Source organism: Streptomyces sp. 130 (assembly GCF_007096885.1).
Classification (GTDB): domain Bacteria; phylum Actinomycetota; class Actinomycetes; order Streptomycetales; family Streptomycetaceae; genus Streptomyces.
In genome coordinates this window covers 36,462-51,910 of the sequence record NZ_VJNO01000007.1, presented here as the reverse complement: position 1 = coordinate 51,910, position 15,449 = coordinate 36,462, and the positions used below count along the sequence as shown (strand labels likewise).

14 protein-coding genes are annotated in these 15,449 nt (G+C 75.5%); 11 read left to right on the top strand and 3 right to left on the bottom strand.

Going from position 1 to position 15,449, the window contains the following annotated elements; genetic code table 11:
• Nucleotides 1–3: 3 nt before the first annotated feature.
• The 5 genes from FKN01_RS08565 to FKN01_RS08545 are packed head-to-tail and all read left to right on the top strand — an operon-like array spanning nucleotide 4 to nucleotide 5,874.
• On the top strand, nucleotides 4–378 hold the full coding sequence (locus tag FKN01_RS08565) for an aroma-sacti cluster domain-containing protein (RefSeq protein ID WP_260696826.1): 375 nt from the start codon (nucleotides 4–6) through the stop codon (nucleotides 376–378).
• Nucleotides 375–3,488, top strand: coding sequence for an adenylate/guanylate cyclase domain-containing protein (locus FKN01_RS08560; protein ID WP_143618116.1), 3,114 nt, complete (start codon nucleotides 375–377; stop codon nucleotides 3,486–3,488). Before FKN01_RS08565 ends, FKN01_RS08560 begins: the two co-directional genes overlap by 4 nt.
• Entirely contained in the window at nucleotides 3,485–4,360 is an 876-nt protein-coding gene (locus tag FKN01_RS08555; RefSeq protein ID WP_143618114.1) for a S8 family serine peptidase, read from the top strand. The genes FKN01_RS08560 and FKN01_RS08555 overlap by 4 nt, the downstream gene beginning before the upstream one ends.
• Before the next feature lie 13 nt (nucleotides 4,361–4,373).
• Complete coding sequence (locus FKN01_RS08550) at nucleotides 4,374–4,898, top strand: GAF domain-containing protein (RefSeq protein WP_143618420.1); 525 nt, start codon at nucleotides 4,374–4,376, stop codon at nucleotides 4,896–4,898.
• Nucleotides 4,891–5,874, top strand: coding sequence for a RimK family alpha-L-glutamate ligase (locus FKN01_RS08545; RefSeq protein WP_143618112.1), 984 nt, complete (start codon nucleotides 4,891–4,893; stop codon nucleotides 5,872–5,874). Before FKN01_RS08550 ends, FKN01_RS08545 begins: the two co-directional genes overlap by 8 nt.
• A gap of 1 nt (nucleotide 5,875) precedes the next feature.
• Here the strand turns inward: FKN01_RS08545 and FKN01_RS08540 are convergent, their stop codons facing one another.
• On the bottom strand, nucleotides 5,876–6,772 hold the full coding sequence (locus FKN01_RS08540; RefSeq protein ID WP_143618110.1) for a LysR family transcriptional regulator: 897 nt from the start codon (nucleotides 6,770–6,772) through the stop codon (nucleotides 5,876–5,878).
• Between the two features lie 148 nt (nucleotides 6,773–6,920).
• Between FKN01_RS08540 and FKN01_RS08535 the strand changes: the two genes are divergently transcribed.
• Together FKN01_RS08535 and FKN01_RS08530 are read left to right on the top strand one after the other, a co-directional pair.
• The gene (locus FKN01_RS08535; RefSeq protein WP_143618108.1) at nucleotides 6,921–8,474 is read left to right on the top strand and encodes a 3-hydroxyacyl-CoA dehydrogenase; all 1,554 of its coding nucleotides are present in this window, start codon (nucleotides 6,921–6,923) and stop codon (nucleotides 8,472–8,474) included.
• A gap of 47 nt (nucleotides 8,475–8,521) precedes the next feature.
• Nucleotides 8,522–8,917, top strand: a complete 396-nt coding sequence (locus tag FKN01_RS08530; RefSeq protein ID WP_260696818.1) for a VOC family protein — start codon at nucleotides 8,522–8,524, stop codon at nucleotides 8,915–8,917.
• A gap of 200 nt (nucleotides 8,918–9,117) precedes the next feature.
• Here FKN01_RS08530 and FKN01_RS08525 read toward each other — a convergent pair whose 3' ends face one another.
• Nucleotides 9,118–9,810, bottom strand: a complete 693-nt coding sequence (locus FKN01_RS08525; RefSeq protein ID WP_143618104.1) for a helix-turn-helix domain-containing protein — start codon at nucleotides 9,808–9,810, stop codon at nucleotides 9,118–9,120.
• Nucleotides 9,811–9,867: 57 nt separating this feature from the next.
• On the opposite strand from FKN01_RS08525, the gene FKN01_RS08520 reads away from it, so the two are divergent.
• The gene (locus tag FKN01_RS08520) at nucleotides 9,868–10,212 is read left to right on the top strand and encodes a CU044_2847 family protein (protein ID WP_143618102.1); all 345 of its coding nucleotides are present in this window, start codon (nucleotides 9,868–9,870) and stop codon (nucleotides 10,210–10,212) included.
• Nucleotides 10,213–10,216: 4 nt separating this feature from the next.
• Here the strand turns inward: FKN01_RS08520 and FKN01_RS08515 are convergent, their stop codons facing one another.
• Nucleotides 10,217–11,341: a YihY/virulence factor BrkB family protein gene (locus FKN01_RS08515; RefSeq protein ID WP_143618418.1), complete on the bottom strand. Its 1,125-nt coding sequence runs from the start codon at nucleotides 11,339–11,341 to the stop codon at nucleotides 10,217–10,219.
• A gap of 74 nt (nucleotides 11,342–11,415) precedes the next feature.
• Here FKN01_RS08515 and FKN01_RS08510 point away from each other — a divergent pair, with 74 nt between their 5' ends.
• The 3 genes from FKN01_RS08510 to FKN01_RS08500 all read left to right on the top strand — a co-directional run bounded on the left by FKN01_RS08510 (nucleotide 11,416) and on the right by FKN01_RS08500 (nucleotide 15,254).
• Nucleotides 11,416–13,053 (top strand): acyl-CoA dehydrogenase family protein, encoded by a 1,638-nt coding sequence (locus FKN01_RS08510; RefSeq protein ID WP_143618100.1) that lies wholly within the window; start codon nucleotides 11,416–11,418, stop codon nucleotides 13,051–13,053.
• Between the two features lie 274 nt (nucleotides 13,054–13,327).
• The gene (locus FKN01_RS08505) at nucleotides 13,328–14,608 is read left to right on the top strand and encodes a helix-turn-helix domain-containing protein (protein ID WP_143618416.1); all 1,281 of its coding nucleotides are present in this window, start codon (nucleotides 13,328–13,330) and stop codon (nucleotides 14,606–14,608) included.
• A gap of 49 nt (nucleotides 14,609–14,657) precedes the next feature.
• Nucleotides 14,658–15,254 carry a GNAT family N-acetyltransferase gene (locus tag FKN01_RS08500; RefSeq protein ID WP_143618098.1) on the top strand — a complete coding sequence of 199 codons (597 nt, stop codon included), beginning with the start codon at nucleotides 14,658–14,660 and terminating at the stop codon, nucleotides 15,252–15,254.
• Nucleotides 15,255–15,449: the final 195 nt, after the last annotated feature.

Genomic DNA, 15,449 nt, shown 5'->3' with positions numbered 1-15,449 from the left:
GAAATGATTGCGCGGCTGTACGCCCAGGGCGTTCTGGTCCAGGGGATCTGGCCGCCGCTGCCCGCCGACGAGCGGAAGCGGCAGGAGGCCCCCGAGGCCGTCGACGCCCTCGCGGCGGCGGTCGCGGAGTGCTCGATCAAACCGGCCGGCGTCACCCTCGACTGGCCGCACTACGGGAACGAGGTACCGGTAGCCATGACCTTCGACGCCCTGCACGCACTGCGTGAGGCCGGACACCCGGTGGACCTGCTGGCGGTGGAGCAGCGCTCGGTCCTCTCGGCGCTCAGCGAGCAAGAGGTCCAGGTCCTCAACTCCGTCAAGGAGCGGCTGGAAGCGGTCTCCGGTGAGGTGGAGGGACAGGACATCAAGCTCCTGTGAACGGTGCCGCGCGGTGCGGCGGCTGCCGGGCCGCGGTGCCGGACGGGGCCCGGTTCTGCCCGGAGTGCGGCACACCGGTGGTCGCGGGGGTGGCGTCGTCGGACAGCCGCAGAATCGTCACGGCGGTCTTCATCGACCTCGTCGGCTCGACCGTGCTGGCCGAGACCCTGGACCCGGAGGCGCTGCGGCGCACCATGGACCGCTACTACCGGGCCTGCACCACGGCCGTCACCGAACACGGCGGGGTGGTCGAGAAGTTCATCGGTGACGCGGTGATGGCCGTCTTCGGGGCGTTCGTCACCCGTGAGGACGACGCGCTGCACGCGGTCCGGGCGGCCTGCGCCGTCCGCGAGTCCGTGGCGGCCATCGCGACCGGTCCCGGGGTGCGGCTGGACATCCACTGCGGGATCGCCTCGGGAGAGGCCGTGGTGGCGGGGGTGCTCGGCGGGGCGGCGAGGGTCGTCGGCGACGTCGTGCACACCGCCGCCCGCCTCCAGTCGCACGCCGGGCCGCACGAGATCCTGATCGGCGCGGAGACGGCCGGGCTCGTCGGCGGCCGGGTCCGCCTGGAGGCCGTCGCCCCGCTGCGGGTGAAGGGGAAGCGCGAACCGGTCGCCGCCTGGCGGGCCCTCTCGGTCGCCGAGTCCACGGGCCAGGAGGATCTGGTGCCCCTCGTCGGCCGGGACGCCGATCTGGCCGCGCTGCTGCGCGAGTTCCAGGCGGTCCGCCGCGAGCGCCGCAGCCGTCCCGTCACGGTCACCGGCCCCTCGGGCATCGGGAAGTCCCGCCTGGTACGGGAGTTCCTGGCGAGGCACGGCGCGGAGGGGACCGTCGTGCTGCGGGCCGGCTGCCAGGCGTACGGTGCCGGGCTCGCCCACCGTCCGCTGGCCGACGCGGTCTGGTCGCTGCCCGGCGGCTGGGAACAGGCCCGCAGCGCGCTGGAGACGCTGCGCCCGAGCGCCGACCGCGCCGTCACCGCCCTCGCCACGGCCCTGGGCGTCCGCTCCGGGGACGGGCTCCCGGTGAGCGTCGAGGAGATCGGCTGGGCGTTCCGGCGCCTGCTGGAGGCCCTCGGCCGGAGCGCCCCCGTGATCCTGGTCCTGGAGGACTTCCAGTGGGCCCAGCCGACGCTGGCCGACATGGTCGCCGATCTGTGCGAGGGGATACGGGACGCACGGGTGCTGGTCGTGCGGGTGGCCAGGAACGAGGCGGCGGCGCCGTCCGGCGGCGACCTCGTGCTGCACCTCGACCCGCTGCCCCGCGCCGCCACCGAGCGGCTGGTGGGGCTGCTCGCGGACCGGGCGGAGGTCGCGGCGCAGGAGGCGGTCGCCACCGACGACGAGCTGGCCCGGGTCGTCCGGGAGTGCGACGGCAATCCGCTCTTCGCCGAACTGCTGCTGGAGAACCTGTCCGGTCCCCGGGCGGTGGACCAGGGCGTCCCCACATCGGTCCGGGTCCTGCTGACCGCCTGGCTGGACCGGCTGCCGGCCACCGACCGGGCCGTGCTGGAACGGGCGGCGGGGGTGGGCGGGTCGTTCACGGCCGGGGACGTGCGCGCGCTCGCCGACGACGAACCGGCCCTGTCCGGCGGGGCCCTGGACGAGGCGCTGACCCGGCTGCTGCGCTCCCGGGTGATCCACCTGGACGGACCGCCCGGCAGCTACCGGTTCACCCGCGCGCTGGCCCGGGACACCCTGTACGAGATGACGTCGAAGGCCCGGCGGGCGGCCTGGCACACCGTGCTCGCCGACCGGCTCGACGGGCGGACGCCGCGCCCGGCCGCGGAGGGCGACCTCGCCCACCACCTGGAGTCCGCGTGCCGGCTGCTGTCCGAGGCGGACCCGGGGGACCCCGGGCTGCCCGCGCTGACCGGCCGCGCGGCCCGGGCCCTGGTGGCCACCGGATACCGGGCGCTGCAGTGGCGCGACCTGCCCGCCGCCCTCTCCCTGATGGAGCGCGGGCGCGGCCTCACCCCGGACGGCGACCCCCAGCACCGGGTGCTGGCCGCCCGCATCACCGACGCGTATGCCGCGCTGGGCCGCTGGGACGGCGCCCGGCGGGCCGTGGCCGAGGCGGAACGCAGAAGCGCCGACGACGTGCCGACCCGGGACACCTGCGCCATCCTGCGGCAGCTGATCGCCCTGCGGTCGGGCGGACCGGGGCCCGCCGGCGCCCCGTACGGACCGGGTGCCGAAGACGCCCAGCCGGGTGCGGCGGACGACCTGAGCTGGTGCAGGCTGCATCAGCTGTCCTCGCTGCGGAGCTTCGCCGAGGGCCGGCTCGGTGCGGCGGAGGGCGCCATGCGCGACGCGCTGTCCCGGGCGCGCCGGCTCGGCGACACCTATGAGGCGAACCGCATCCTGGCGTCGATCTGCGAGCTGACGCAGTGGTCACCGACCCCGCTCGGGCAGGCCATCGCGCTCTGCGAGGACCTGGTCCGGCGGTTCGACGCGGACCGGAGTCTCCTCGTGCCCGTCCTGCTGACCCGGGCACGGCACCTGGCCCTGTCGGACCGGGTGGACGCGGCCCGCGAGGACGTCGCGCGGGTCCGCGTCCACTGCGACGACCTGGCGCTGGCCCTCGGCGCACTGGCGGCCGACCAGACGGCGGGGTTCGTGGAGTCCCTGGCCGGCGCCCACCCGGCGGCGGCCGGCCACTACACGGCGGCGGCGGACGGGCTGGCCGCTCTGGGGCAGGCCCGGACCGCGGCCACCCTGCGGCTGTACGCGGCCCGCGAGCGGTTCCGCGCCGGGTCCGACGCCCTCCTCGACGCGCCCGAACTCACCGAGCCGCCCGCCCACCCGGTGGCGGAGGCGCGTACCCGGGCCGTCCGGCTGGCCCTGCGGGCCCGGGTGCGGGCGCGGGCCGGGGCGTACGGGGAGGCGGTCGGGGACGCCGAACGCGCCGTCGCCGCCCTGGACGGCACCGACGACCCGTGCCTCATCGGTGACGTCTGGTCCGAGGCGGCCCTGGTGCTGGACGCGGCGGGCGAGAAGGCGCGGGCGCGGCACGCGGCCGGGCGCGCGCTGGCCGCGCTGACGGCGAAGGAGGCCGTGCTCCCCGCCCGGACGGTGCGGGCGTGGCTGGCCGAGCTGGAGGAGGACCGATGAGCGATCCGCCCTGGAGACGGCCGCCGAGGCCCTACACCCCGGGTGTCCCGGCCTGGGGTGCGACCAGGGAGCAGACGGCGGCGGGGTTCTCGTCCGTCCCCATGGAGTCGGTCTCGCCCGAGTGGGCGTGGGGCGGCGCCGACGGTACCGGGGTCCGGGTGTGCGTCGTGGACAGCGGGGTCGAGGGCGGCCATCCGCTGGTCGGCCCGGTCGACCTCGCCGTGACGGCCGTGCCGGACGAGAGCGGCGAGGTGGAGATGGTGCCGTGCGCGGCCACCGACCGCGCCGGACACGGCACCGCCTGCGCCGGGGTGATCCGGTCCGTCGCACCGGGGGTCTCGCTCTCGTCCGTCCAGGTGCTGACCGACGGCAAGACCGGCAGCGGTCCGGCCCTGATCGCCGGTCTCGCGTGGGCCATCGAGCAGGACTTCGACGTCATCAACCTGAGTCTGGCGACGACCCGGCCCGCCCTGACCGCGCGGCTCCACGAGCTCGCGGACCGGGCCTACTTCCGCCGGTGCGTGCTCGTCGTCTCCGCGCACAACCGGCCGGTGCCCAGCTATCCCTGGTCGTTCTCCTCGGTGATCTCCGTGGCGAGCCACGACGAGGACGACCCGATGACGTACTACTACAACCCCTCGCCGCCCGTGGAGTTCCACGCGCGCGGGGTACGCGTGCCCGTGGCCTGGCCCGGTGGCGGCACCATCCGCTCGACCGGCAACAGCTTCGCCGCGCCGCACATCTCGGGCCTGTGCGCGCTGATCCTCGGCAAGCACCCCTGGCTCACGCCGTTCCAGCTGAAGACGGTGCTGTTCCTCTGCGCCGGGAACACCGCCGGTCGACTTGGAGGTGCGCATGACGAAACCCGTTGACGCCGCGACGCCCGTGGAGCGCCGCCTGCTGCAGTCCGTCGTGGAAGTCGCGCGCCACGCCTTCGGCGCGGCGGCCTCCTCGATCTTCCTCATCGATCCCGGGACCGGCGACCTGGTCTTCGAGGCCGTGGCCGGGGAGGGCGACGGCCGGCTCGTCGGCACCCGCTTCCCGGCGGGGACCGGCATCGCCGGCTGGGTCGCCGCCTCGGGGCAGTCGATGCTCGTCGACGACCTGCGCGAGTCGCGGCACTTCTCGGGGGAGGCCGCCGCCTCCACCGGGTACGTGCCCGACAGCATCATGGCCGCCCCGCTGTTCGGCGACGACGAGTGCGTCGGGGTCCTGGAGGTGCTGGACCGGGGGGCGGGCGGCGTACGGGAGATGGCCGACGTCGAACTGCTCGGGCTGCTGGCCGACCAGGCCGCGATCGGCCTGGAACTCCTCACCCGGCTGCGCGCCGCCGAGCCCAGCAACCGTTCCGACAAGGCGCTGCGGCTCCTGGCGATGGCGGAATCACTGCTGGCCCCGACCCATGGCTGAGCGGTGCGTCCTGCTCCTCAGCAGACGCGGCGACCGGGAGGCCGCCGAGGCGGCCGGCCTGCTGCGGCGGATCGGTGTGCCGGTGCACCGGCTCGACGCGGACGGCCTGGCGGACGTCCGGGCGGTCCTGGGGCCGGACGGCATCCTGGGCCTGGACGGACACCGGTTCGCCCCGTCGGTGACCTGGCTGCGCCACTTCTCGCCGCGGGCCGCGCCGCTGTCCGGGCCGGCCGGCGGGCGGATGGTGTACCGGGACGCGTGGGACGCGCTGGCCCGGCAGCTGGCCCTGGCCTCCCCGGCCGCCATCGGCGCGGCCGACCCGGGGCTGCCGGCGCAGCTGGACCGGGCGCGGGCGCTCGGCGTGCGCGTCCCGCGCGGACTGGTCACCACCGACCCCGCGGACGCGGCCGGGCTGCTGCCCGCCGGGCGGTACGTGCTCAAGGTCCTCGACCGGCACTACGTGGAGCCGGCGCCCGGCCGGCTCGCCTGGTACCTGCCGCGGGTCCTGGACCGCGACCGGCTCGCCGGTGTGCCGGGGCTCCCCCGCTCCACACCGGTGGTGGTCCAGGAGTACGTCGAGCACGACGCCGAGTACCGGGTCTACGTCGCCGGGGACGAAGCGCACGCCTTCGAGGTGGCCAAGGAGCGTCCCGAGGACATCTGGACCCGCCCCGACGAGGTGCGCGTACGGCGGGTCCGGCCTCCGGAGGCCGTGGTCTCGGCGGCGCGCGCCCTGGCCCGGGAGACCGGCGCCGTCTACGGGGCGTTCGACTTCCTCTGGGCCCGGGGGGAGCCGGTGTTCCTGGAGATGAACGCCCACGGCGACTGGCACTGGTACGAGCGCAAGGCCGGTGAGGACGTGGTGACCCGGGCCGTCGTACGGACCGTGCGGGACCTCCACCGGGCCGCCGTGGGCGACGCCCGTCCGGCGGCCGTCAGCCTGCTCGCCTTCCTGGGGGCGGGCCGGGGCCGGTGAGTCAGCGGGCCGGTGTCGGCAGCGCCCGTTCCGCGACGGCGAGCACCGCGCGCAGGGCGGCCGACGGATTGTCCGTCCGCCAGGCGAGCGCCGGCTGCCGGCGGATCGGCGGCCCGGCGAGCGGGCGGTAGACCAGGCCGCTGAGCTGGATGTGCTGGACGGAGGTGACGGTCAGCGTCACCCCGACGCCCGCCGCGACCAGCGCCAGGATGGTGTAGGAGTCCGGCGCCTCCTGCACCACGCGCGGGGTGAACCCGGCCGCCTCGCACGCCTCGGTCATCGCGTCCCGCACGGTGGAGCCGGTGTTGGCGGGGAAGGCGACGAACGGCTCCCCGGCCAGCGCGTCCAGCGGGATCTTGGCGCGTCCGGCGAGCGGGTGGTCCAGGGGCAGCGCGCACACCAGCTCCTCCTCGTCGATCACCCGGCAGCTCACGCCCGGCCGCGTCACCGGGAGCCGGACGAACCCCAGGTCGAGCGAGCCGTCCGCGACCCGGGCGAGCGCCACGTCGGCGTAGGTCTGGCCGGTCATCACGAGCTCGATGCCCGGGTGGGCGGCCCGCACCGCGCGGGTGAGCAGCGGCAGCGTCTCGTGGCTGGACGCGCCCGCGAAGCCGATGCGCACCCTCCCGTAGGCGCCCTTTCCGGCCGCCCTCGCGGCCCGTACCGCCGTGTCCAGGTCGTCCAGCACGGTCCGCACCGGCTGGAGGAAGGCCTCGCCCGCGCTGGTGAGCCGCACCGAGCGGGTGTTGCGTTCGAAGAGCTGGACGCCGAGCTCCTTCTCCAGGCGGCGGATCTGCTGGCTCAGCGGCGGCTGCGCCATCCGGAGCCGTTTGGCGGCGCGGCCGAAGTGCAGTTCCTCCGCCACGGCGAGGAAGGCGGCGAGGTGGCGCAGTTCCATGCCGTCCCCACCCCTAGGTTCGCGCTCATCATTGATTCGTCGGGCGTCTCGGTCCGAGCCTAATTCGGTATTGGACGGCGATCAAAGCCGCTGAAAGCGTCGGCAGCGCGGGCACCCGGCCCGCCCCAGTGAGAGGACCGTGACCCGCATGCGTATCAGGATCGTCGGCGCCGGAGCCATGGGCCGTGGCATCGCCCAGTGGGCGGCCTCGGCCGGACACACCGTCGAGCTGTGCGACGTACGCGCCGAGGCGGTGGCGGACGCCGTCGCCTTCGTACGCTCCATGCTGGACCGGGCCGTGGCCAAGGGGCGGATGGCGGCGGCGGACGCGGAGTCGGCCGTGGCGCGGCTGGTCCCGCTGGACGACCCGTGGGCGGCGGGCCCCGATGTGGAGCTGGTGATCGAGGCCGTACGCGAGGACCTGGCGACGAAGACCGAGGTGTTCGGCCGGCTGGAGCGGGCGCTGCCCGCCTCCGCCGTGTTCGCCACCAACACCTCCTCGCTGTCGGTGACCCGGATCGCCGCCGCGCTGGAGGACCCGGCGCGCCTGGCCGGGCTGCACTTCTTCAACCCGGTGCCGCTGATGCGGATCGTGGAGGTGGTGCCCGGCGCGGCGACCCGGCCGGAGATCCCGCCGCTGCTCACCTCGCTGGTGGAGGGCTGCGGCCACCGCGCGGTGACGGTCGCGGACACCCCCGGCTTCCTGGTCAACCACGCCGGGCGCGGCCTGGTGACGGAGGCGCTGGCGCTCGTGGAGGAGAGCGTCGGGGAGCCCGCGGACATCGACCGGATCGCGCGCGATGTGCTGGGGCTGCGGATGGGCCCGTTCGAGCTGATGGACCTGACCGGGCTCGATGTGACGGCCGCCGTCATCGACTCGATCTGGGAGGGCTTCCGTCACGAGGACCGGCTCCGCCCCTCCTTCCTCACCCCGAACCGGGTGGCGGCCGGGCTGCACGGCCGCAAGACCGGACGCGGCTGGTACGCGTACGGCCCCGGGGCCACCGGGCCCGCGCCGGAGCCGCCGGTCACCGGGGACGCCGGCCGCCCGGTGCACGTCTTCGCCCCGGACCCCGGGCGGGAGGCCGAAGCGGTCGCGCTCCGCGAGGCGCTGGCCGGGGCGGGCGCCGCCGTGGAGAGCGGGGCGCGGCCGTCGGACGCGGCGGTCGTCCTGGTCCCGGTCTGGGGCACCCCGGTCGCCCCGGCGATCGCCGCGCACGGGCTGCCCGCCGGGCGCACCTTCGGCGTCGACCCGCTGCCGGCGGCGGGGCGGCGGCGCGTGCTCGCGGTGACCCCGGCGGCGGACGCGGCGGCGGGGCGGGACGCCCGCGCGGTGCTGGCCCGGGCGGCGGACGGCGGGGAGCCGTTCGCGGTGTCGGTGGTCCGGGACACGGCGGGCTCGGTGGCGCAGCGGCTGCTGGCCTCCGTCGTGTCGGTCGCGGCGTCCATCGCGGAGCGCGCGCTCGCCGCCCCGGCCGACATCGACGTGGCCGTCACGGCGGGGCTCGGCTACCCGGTGGGCCCGCTGGCCTGGGGCGACCGGGTCGGCGCGGGCCGGATGCTGGAGCTGCACCGGGCGCTGTACGCGTCGACGGGCGACCCGCGCCACCGCCCGACGCGCTGGGTCACCGAGCGGGCGGCGCTGGGGCTGGCGCTGACGGACCCGGGGACGTCGCCCGGGGATGTGCTCGGGGCGCCGTGACCGATTCGTACAAGACGGCCGGCCGCGGGCCCGCCTACGGTCGGGGCATGACTCCACGACTCGACGCGATCTCCCTCACCACCGCCGACCTGCCCGCCTCCCTCGCCTTCTACCGCCGGCTGGGGCTCGACATCCCGGCGGGCGCGGAGTCGGCACCCCATGTGGAGGTGACCCTGCCGGGCGGCGGGCGCCTGCTGTGGGACACCGAGGACGTCGTCCGCTCCTACGATCCCGACTGGGCGCCGCCGTCCGGCGGGGACCGGCTCGGGCTCGCGTTCCTCTGCGACGGCCCGGCGGAGGTCGACGCGGTCTACGAGGACCTGACCGGCGCCGGCTACCGGGGCCACCTGAAGCCGTGGGACGCGGTGTGGGGGCAGCGGTACGCCGTGGTCCTCGACCCGGACGGTTGCGCGGTCTCGCTGTTCGCGCCGGCCGGCGCTTAGGGGCTGTCCGGCGGAGCTTCGTGGATCAGCCGGCGGCGTCTGGCGCATCCGCGAGTTCTCGGCTCCGCTCGGGCAGGGGAGATCCCGCTTCTCGGCGTGCGCCCGGGTCGCCCCCGTACTGGACGTACTCGGGGGCGCGGGCGCGCGGCGAGCGTGCGTGCCCGGCGTCGCGGGCCCGCGAAGACCGCCGGACAGAACGCCTAGCGGCCGAAGTACGCGGTGAGGGTGGTGCCGGCCAGGTCGCGCATGTCCCGCGCCAGATGGGCCTGGTCGGCGCAGCCCGCCGCGAGTGCCGCGTCCGCGTACGGCAGCCCGGAGCGTACGAGCGCCAGGGCGCGCTGGAGGCGCAGCACCCGGGCGAGGGTCTTGGGCCCGTAGCCGAAGGCGGTCAGCGAGCGGCGGTGCAGCTGGCGGGGGCCGAGTCCGGCGATGCGGGCGGCCTCCGCGACGCTGCCGCCCGCCTCCAGCCGCGCGGCGACCGCCCGCATCGCCGGGTCCGGGGGCGCGGTGCGGGCCGCCCGGTGCAGGGCGATGTCCTCCAGGGCGGCGGCCGGGTCGGCCGCTTCGGCGACCCTCTCGGTGAGGCGGCGGACCTGGGCGCCGGGCCACAGCGCCGCGAGCGGCACGCGCAGGTCGCGCAGTGCGTCGGCGGGGACGCCGAGCAGGGCGGGGGCGGTGCCGGGGGCGAAGCGGATTCCGGCCCAGCTGCCGCCGGTTCCGGTGGGCGGCGCGGTGTGGGTGTCGGGCCCGGCGACGAGCAGCCGGTCCCCGTTCCACAGCAGGTCCATGCAGCCGTCGGGCAGCACCGGATGGTCCGTGCCCGGCTCGACGCTCACGGTCCACACCCGCGCGCCGTCCAGTCGCGACGCGCGCTCTGTATAGCTGTCGCCCATGCCACTAGTGTCGTCGAGACGGACACGGCGGCGTACGTGCGGGCGACGGGGGCGGTCATGGCGGCACTGATGGAGTTCACCACGGAGAACGGGGCGACGGTGACCGTGGAGGTCGACCGTCACGCCCCGGGGGCGCGGCTGGTGTCGCGGGACGGGCAGCACGCCCTGGCGCGCGCGGGGCGCACCTTCGACAGCGCCCTGGAGGGCATCCGGTCGGCGGCGGAGTCGGCGCTCGCCGTGTTCCGGGACGGGCGGCTGAAGCCGGACGGGGTGGAGCTGGAGTTCGGCGTGAAGATCACCTCGGAGGCGGGCGCGGTGATCGCGAAGAGCGCGCTGGAGGGCCACCTCACGGTGAAGCTGTCCTGGTCGCCGGGGTCTCAGGGCACCACGGCGGACGGCTGAGCGCTCACTCGTCGTACGGGTTGGACCGGTCCGGGTCCTTCTCCCGGCCGGGCTTCTGCAGCCGGGACTTCACGTCGTCCGGGGGCAGGAACCGCGACCAGCGCTCGGGGAACTCGGAGGGCATGTACGGGCTGTCGCCCTCGTCCCCGTCGTCCTCGTCGTCCTCGTCGGCCGGCGGGCCGCCGTGCCAGCTCTCCGCCTGGGTGCGGGCCACGAACTCGGCGGCCTGGGCGGCGCGCGCCCGGTCGTTGGCGGCGCGGGCGGCGGCCGTCGCCACCGAGGGCCAGACCCGGTCGATGGCCGCGTTGACGGCGGCGCCCACCAGCACCGCGAAGGCGGAGACGCCGATCCACAGCAGCACCGCGATGGGGGCGGCCAGCGAGCCGTAGATCGTGGGGCCCTCGACCGTGCTGGTCAGGTAGATCCGGAGCAGGAAGCTGCCGAGCACCCACATCGCCAGGGCGACCAGGGCGCCCGGCATGTCCTCGATCCACGGCGAACGGACCGGCACGGACACGTGGTAGAGGGTGGTGAGGAAGGCGACCGAGAGCACGATCACCAGCGGCCAGTACAGGACGCTTATGACTTCGGTGCCCCACGGTATGAGCTCCACGACCCGGTCCGGGCCGACCACGAGCAGCGGCAGCACGACCGCGCCGAGCAGGAGCGCCACCACGTACAGCAGGAAGGCGAGCATCCGGGTCCTGACGATGCCGCGCTGGCCGTCGAGCCCGTACATGACGGTGATCGTGTCGATGAAGACGTTGACCGCGCGGGAGCCCGACCACAGGGCGATCGCGAAGCCGATGGAGATGACGTCGGGCCGGGCGCCGGTCGTGACGTCGGCCAGGAGCGGCTTGGCGAAGTCGTTGACGCCGCGCTCGGAGAGCATGGTGTGGGCGGCGCTGAGGATGTTGCGCTCGATGGACGCGACCGTGGTGGTGCTGGTCCACTCGTCCACGTAACCGAGCAGGCCGATCAGGCCGAGGAGCAGCGGGGGCAGGGACAGCAGGGTGAAGAACGCGGCCTCGGCCGCGAGTCCCAGGATGCGGTACTCCATGCACGAGTTGACCGTGTCCTTGAGCAGCTGCCAGGCGAGCTGCCGCTTGGAGACATTGCGGTAGAGCACTCGGGCCCGGTGGAGCCGGCCCGGTGGCCGCTCGGGTGTTTCGTCTGCTGCCTGCACGTCCTTACCGTATCGGCATGGCGACCACCACCCACACCGTGTCCAACCAGCCCCCTCCCCTGCTCGGCTACGACGTCTTCGGTGCGGACCGGGTACTCGGCGAGGCCGTGGAACGTCATCTTCCGCCGGAGGTCCTGGACGAGGCCCGCGACGGGCTCACCGCGCTCGGCCGGTCGGCCGGCTCCGCGCAGGCCGCGTCCTGGGGCACCGAGGCGAACGCGTACCCGCCGAGGCTGCGCACCCACGACCGCTACGGCCACCGCATCGACGAGGTCGACTTCCACCCGTCCTGGCACCGGCTGCTCGGGCACGCCGTGGGGGCGGGGCTGACCGACGCATGGGACCGGCCGGGCGGGCACGTCCGCCGGGCGGCGGGCTTCCTGGTGTGGACGCAGGCCGAGGCGGGCCACGGCTGCCCGCTCTCCACGACGCACGCGGCGGTGCCGGCCCTGCGCGCCGAGCCGGAGGTGGCCGCCGGGTGGGAGCCGCTGCTGACCTCGCGGGTGTACGAGGAGGGGCTGCGGCCCCCGGGGCTGAAGGCGGGGGCGCTGCTCGGGACCGGCCTGACGGAGAAGCAGGGCGGCTCGGACCCGGGGGCGGCCGGCACGCGCGCCGAGCCGCTGGCCGAGGACGGCGCCTACGCGCTGACCGGGCACAAGTGGTTCTGCTCGGCGCCGATGTCCGACGGTTTCCTGGTCCTCGCGCAGGCCCCCGACGGTCTCACCTGCTTCCTGCTGCCCCGGGTGCTGCCGGACGGCACCCGCAACCCGTTCGCGATCCAGCGGCTCAAGGACAAGCTGGGCAACCGGTCCAACGCCACGGCGGAGGTCGAGTTCGCCGGGACGTGGGCGCGCCGGGTCGGCGAGGAGGGGCAGGGCGCCCGCACGGTCGCGGGGATGGTGGCGGCGGCCCGGCTGGACCGCGTGACCGGTTCGGCGGCACTGATGCGGCAGGCGGTGGCGCAGGCGGTCCACCACACGACGCACCGGTCCGCGTCCGGCGGCCCGCTCGTGGACAAGCCGCTGATGCGCAACGTGCTGGCCGATCTGGCGGTGGAGTCGGAGGCGGCGACCGTGCTGGCGATGCGGCTCGCGGCGGCGTACGACGACGGCGGCGAGACCGAGGCGGCGTTCCTGCGGATCGCGGTGCCGGCGGCGAAGTACTGGGTGGCCAAGCGGTGCGCGCCGCTGGTGGGCGAGGCGCTGGAGTGCCTGGGCGGCAACGGCTATGTGGAGGAGTCGGGGATGCCCCGGCTGCTGCGGGAGGCGCCGCTCAACTCCCTCGGGGAGGGGGCGGGGAACGTACAGGCGCTGGAGGTGGTGCGGGTGCTGCGGGACGAACCGCTCGCGCTGAACGCGTACCTCCGGGAGGTCGGGCGGGCCCGGGGCGCCGATCACCGGCTGGACGCGGCCATCAGGGACATGCTGACGGAGCTGGCCGACCTGGCGGGGATCGAGGCGCGGGCGCGCCGGGTGGTGGAGCGCGTCGCGCTGGTGCTCCAGGGCTCGCTGCTGGTCCGCTGGGCGCCGCCCGAGGTGGCGGACGCCTTCTGCGCTTCGCGCCTGGGCGGGGACGGGGGCGCGGTGTTCGGGACCCTTCCGGACACCCTGGATCTGGCATCGGTCGTGGCCCGGGCCCGGCCGGTGGAGGCCTGACCGGCCGGATGCAGCGACGGGGGGTGGTGCTGCGCCGACACGGCACCACCCCCCATGCTGTACACACCACACGTGGGGGCCGGGGCCCCGCGGTGCGGTGTTCCGCCACTCTTGTACGGTCCGGGGACCCCCGCCAGAGTTGCAGAGGGTTGCAACCATTGTGTGGAGTTGCGGTACCGCGGCCCGGGCGGCGGCAGGATGGGGGCGCGGCCCGTTCACCGGGCCGGCACTGGGGTGAGGGGGAACCGGCGTGGAGACGACTTCGGCCGAGGCGATGCGGCCGGCCGCTCGGGAGAGCGCGCAGGACAGGCGCCTGGTGCACCGGTCCCGTGAGGCGCGGATGGCGGGCGGCCGCCTGCCCGCCGTGCCCCGGGCCGAGATCGGCGCCTCCTGGGACCGGGTGCTGCGCAGCGGCCTCGATCCGGAGCGGCCGACGCACAGCAGGCTGCTGGATGCGGACGAGATCGAGCACCGGCGCCGCAGCTCGGCGCTGGGCGAGGTGATGCCGCTGCTCAGCGACGGTCTGACGAGCATCGCGGACGCCTCGCAGCAGATCATGGTCGTCACCGATGTGGAGGGCCGGGTGCTGTGGCGCGAGGGCAACACGGCCGTGCTGCGCCGGGCCGACGACATCTGTCTCGCGGAGGGCGCGGCGTGGTCCGAGGAGATCACCGGCACCAACGCGATCGGTACGGCGCTCGCGGCCCGCGCCCCGGTGCAGGTGCACTCGGCGGAGCACTTCGTGCGCAGTCTGCACGGCTGGACGTGCGCGGCGGCCCCGGTGCGCGACCCACGGGACGGCCGGCTGATGGGGATCGTGGACATCAGCGGGCCCGCGTCCACGTTCCACCCGACGACGCTGGCCCTGGTGCGGTCGGTCGCCCGGCTGGCGGAGAGCGAGATCCGGGTGCGCCATCTGGAGGCGGTGGACCGGCTGCGGGCGGTGGCCGCCCCGGTCCTGAGCCGGCTCGGCGGCCGGGCGCTGGCGGTGGACGGCCACGGCTGGACGGCGGCGGTGACGGGGATGCCGCCGGTGGACCGGCTGCCGCTGCCGAAGTCGCTGGGGCCGGGCCGGGTGTGGCTGCCTTCGCTGGGGATGTGCCGGGTGGAGCCGCTGCCGGGCGGCTGGCTGGTCCAGGTCGCGGACGGGGCGATGGACAGCCCGCCGCGCCGGGTGGTCCTCGATCTGAGCCGGCCGCGCGCGCTCGCGGTGAACGTGGTGGGCCCGGTGGGGACCTGGACCCAGCGACTCTCGCCGCGCCACGCCGAGCTGCTGTACGCGCTGGCGCTGCACCGTGAGGGGCGTACGGCCTCCGAGCTGGCGCAGGACCTGTTCGGCGACGCCACCAGGACGGTGACGGTCCGGGCGGAGATATCGAGGCTGCGGCGCCATCTGGCCGAGGTGCTGGCGCACCGCCCGTACCGGTTCGGCGAGGGCGTGGAGGTGGAGGTGGTCCACCCCGAGCACCCGGCCGATCTGCTGCCGCGCTCGCAGGCCCCGGTGGTGGCGGCGGCCCGGGAGGCGCGTGCGGGCAAGGAGCCGGGAGCGCGGTGACCGGGGGCCGGGTGGGGCGAGAGGCGCGGGGCATGGTTGTCTGGCTGCCATGAGCGACCCCGTACGTCCCGCGCCACCGGCCTCCGAAGAGGTGACCATCTGGTCCCTGGAGCAGACCTCCCCCGACGATCTGCGGCCGTCCGCCGTGCCGGACGCGGAGGTCCGGATCGTGCGGTCCGAGGTGCCGCTGCCCGAGTTCAGCCGCTTCCTCTACACGGCGGTGGGCGGGGACGTCCGGTGGACGGACCGCCTCGGCATGACGTACGAGCAGTGGCGAACGTTCCTGGAGCGGCCGGGCGCGGAGACCTGGGTGGCGTACGCGAACGGCACGCCGGCGGGCTACATCGAGCTGGACCCGCAGGACGACGGCGTGGTCGAGATCATGTACTTCGGGCTGATCCCGGCCTTCCGGGGGCGCCGGATCGGCGGTCACCTGCTGTCGTACGGCACCGCACGCGCCTGGGACCTCGCCGAGCGGTGGCCGACGCGGCCGGCGACGAAGCGGGTCTGGCTGCACACCTGCTCCAAGGACGGTCCGCACGCGATGGACAACTACCTGAAGCGGGGCTTCCGGCTGTTCGACACGCGGACGGAGCTGGAGGAGCCGGTGCCGGCGCCCGGCCCGTGGCCGGGCTCCGGCCGCTGAGCCGCCTCCCGCGCACACCCGCTCCCGACTCCGCGTTCCGCGTTCTGCGGCAAATCCCCTTGCTTGTCCGGTTTTACGCTTCGCCCCGGCGCCCGCCACACACGTGACGGGCGCCACATTGTCTCATCAGACGGGACTGCGCCGTCCACATCATGGATAGTGGTGGACTGCCGCGAGATCCCCGTGACACGCTTC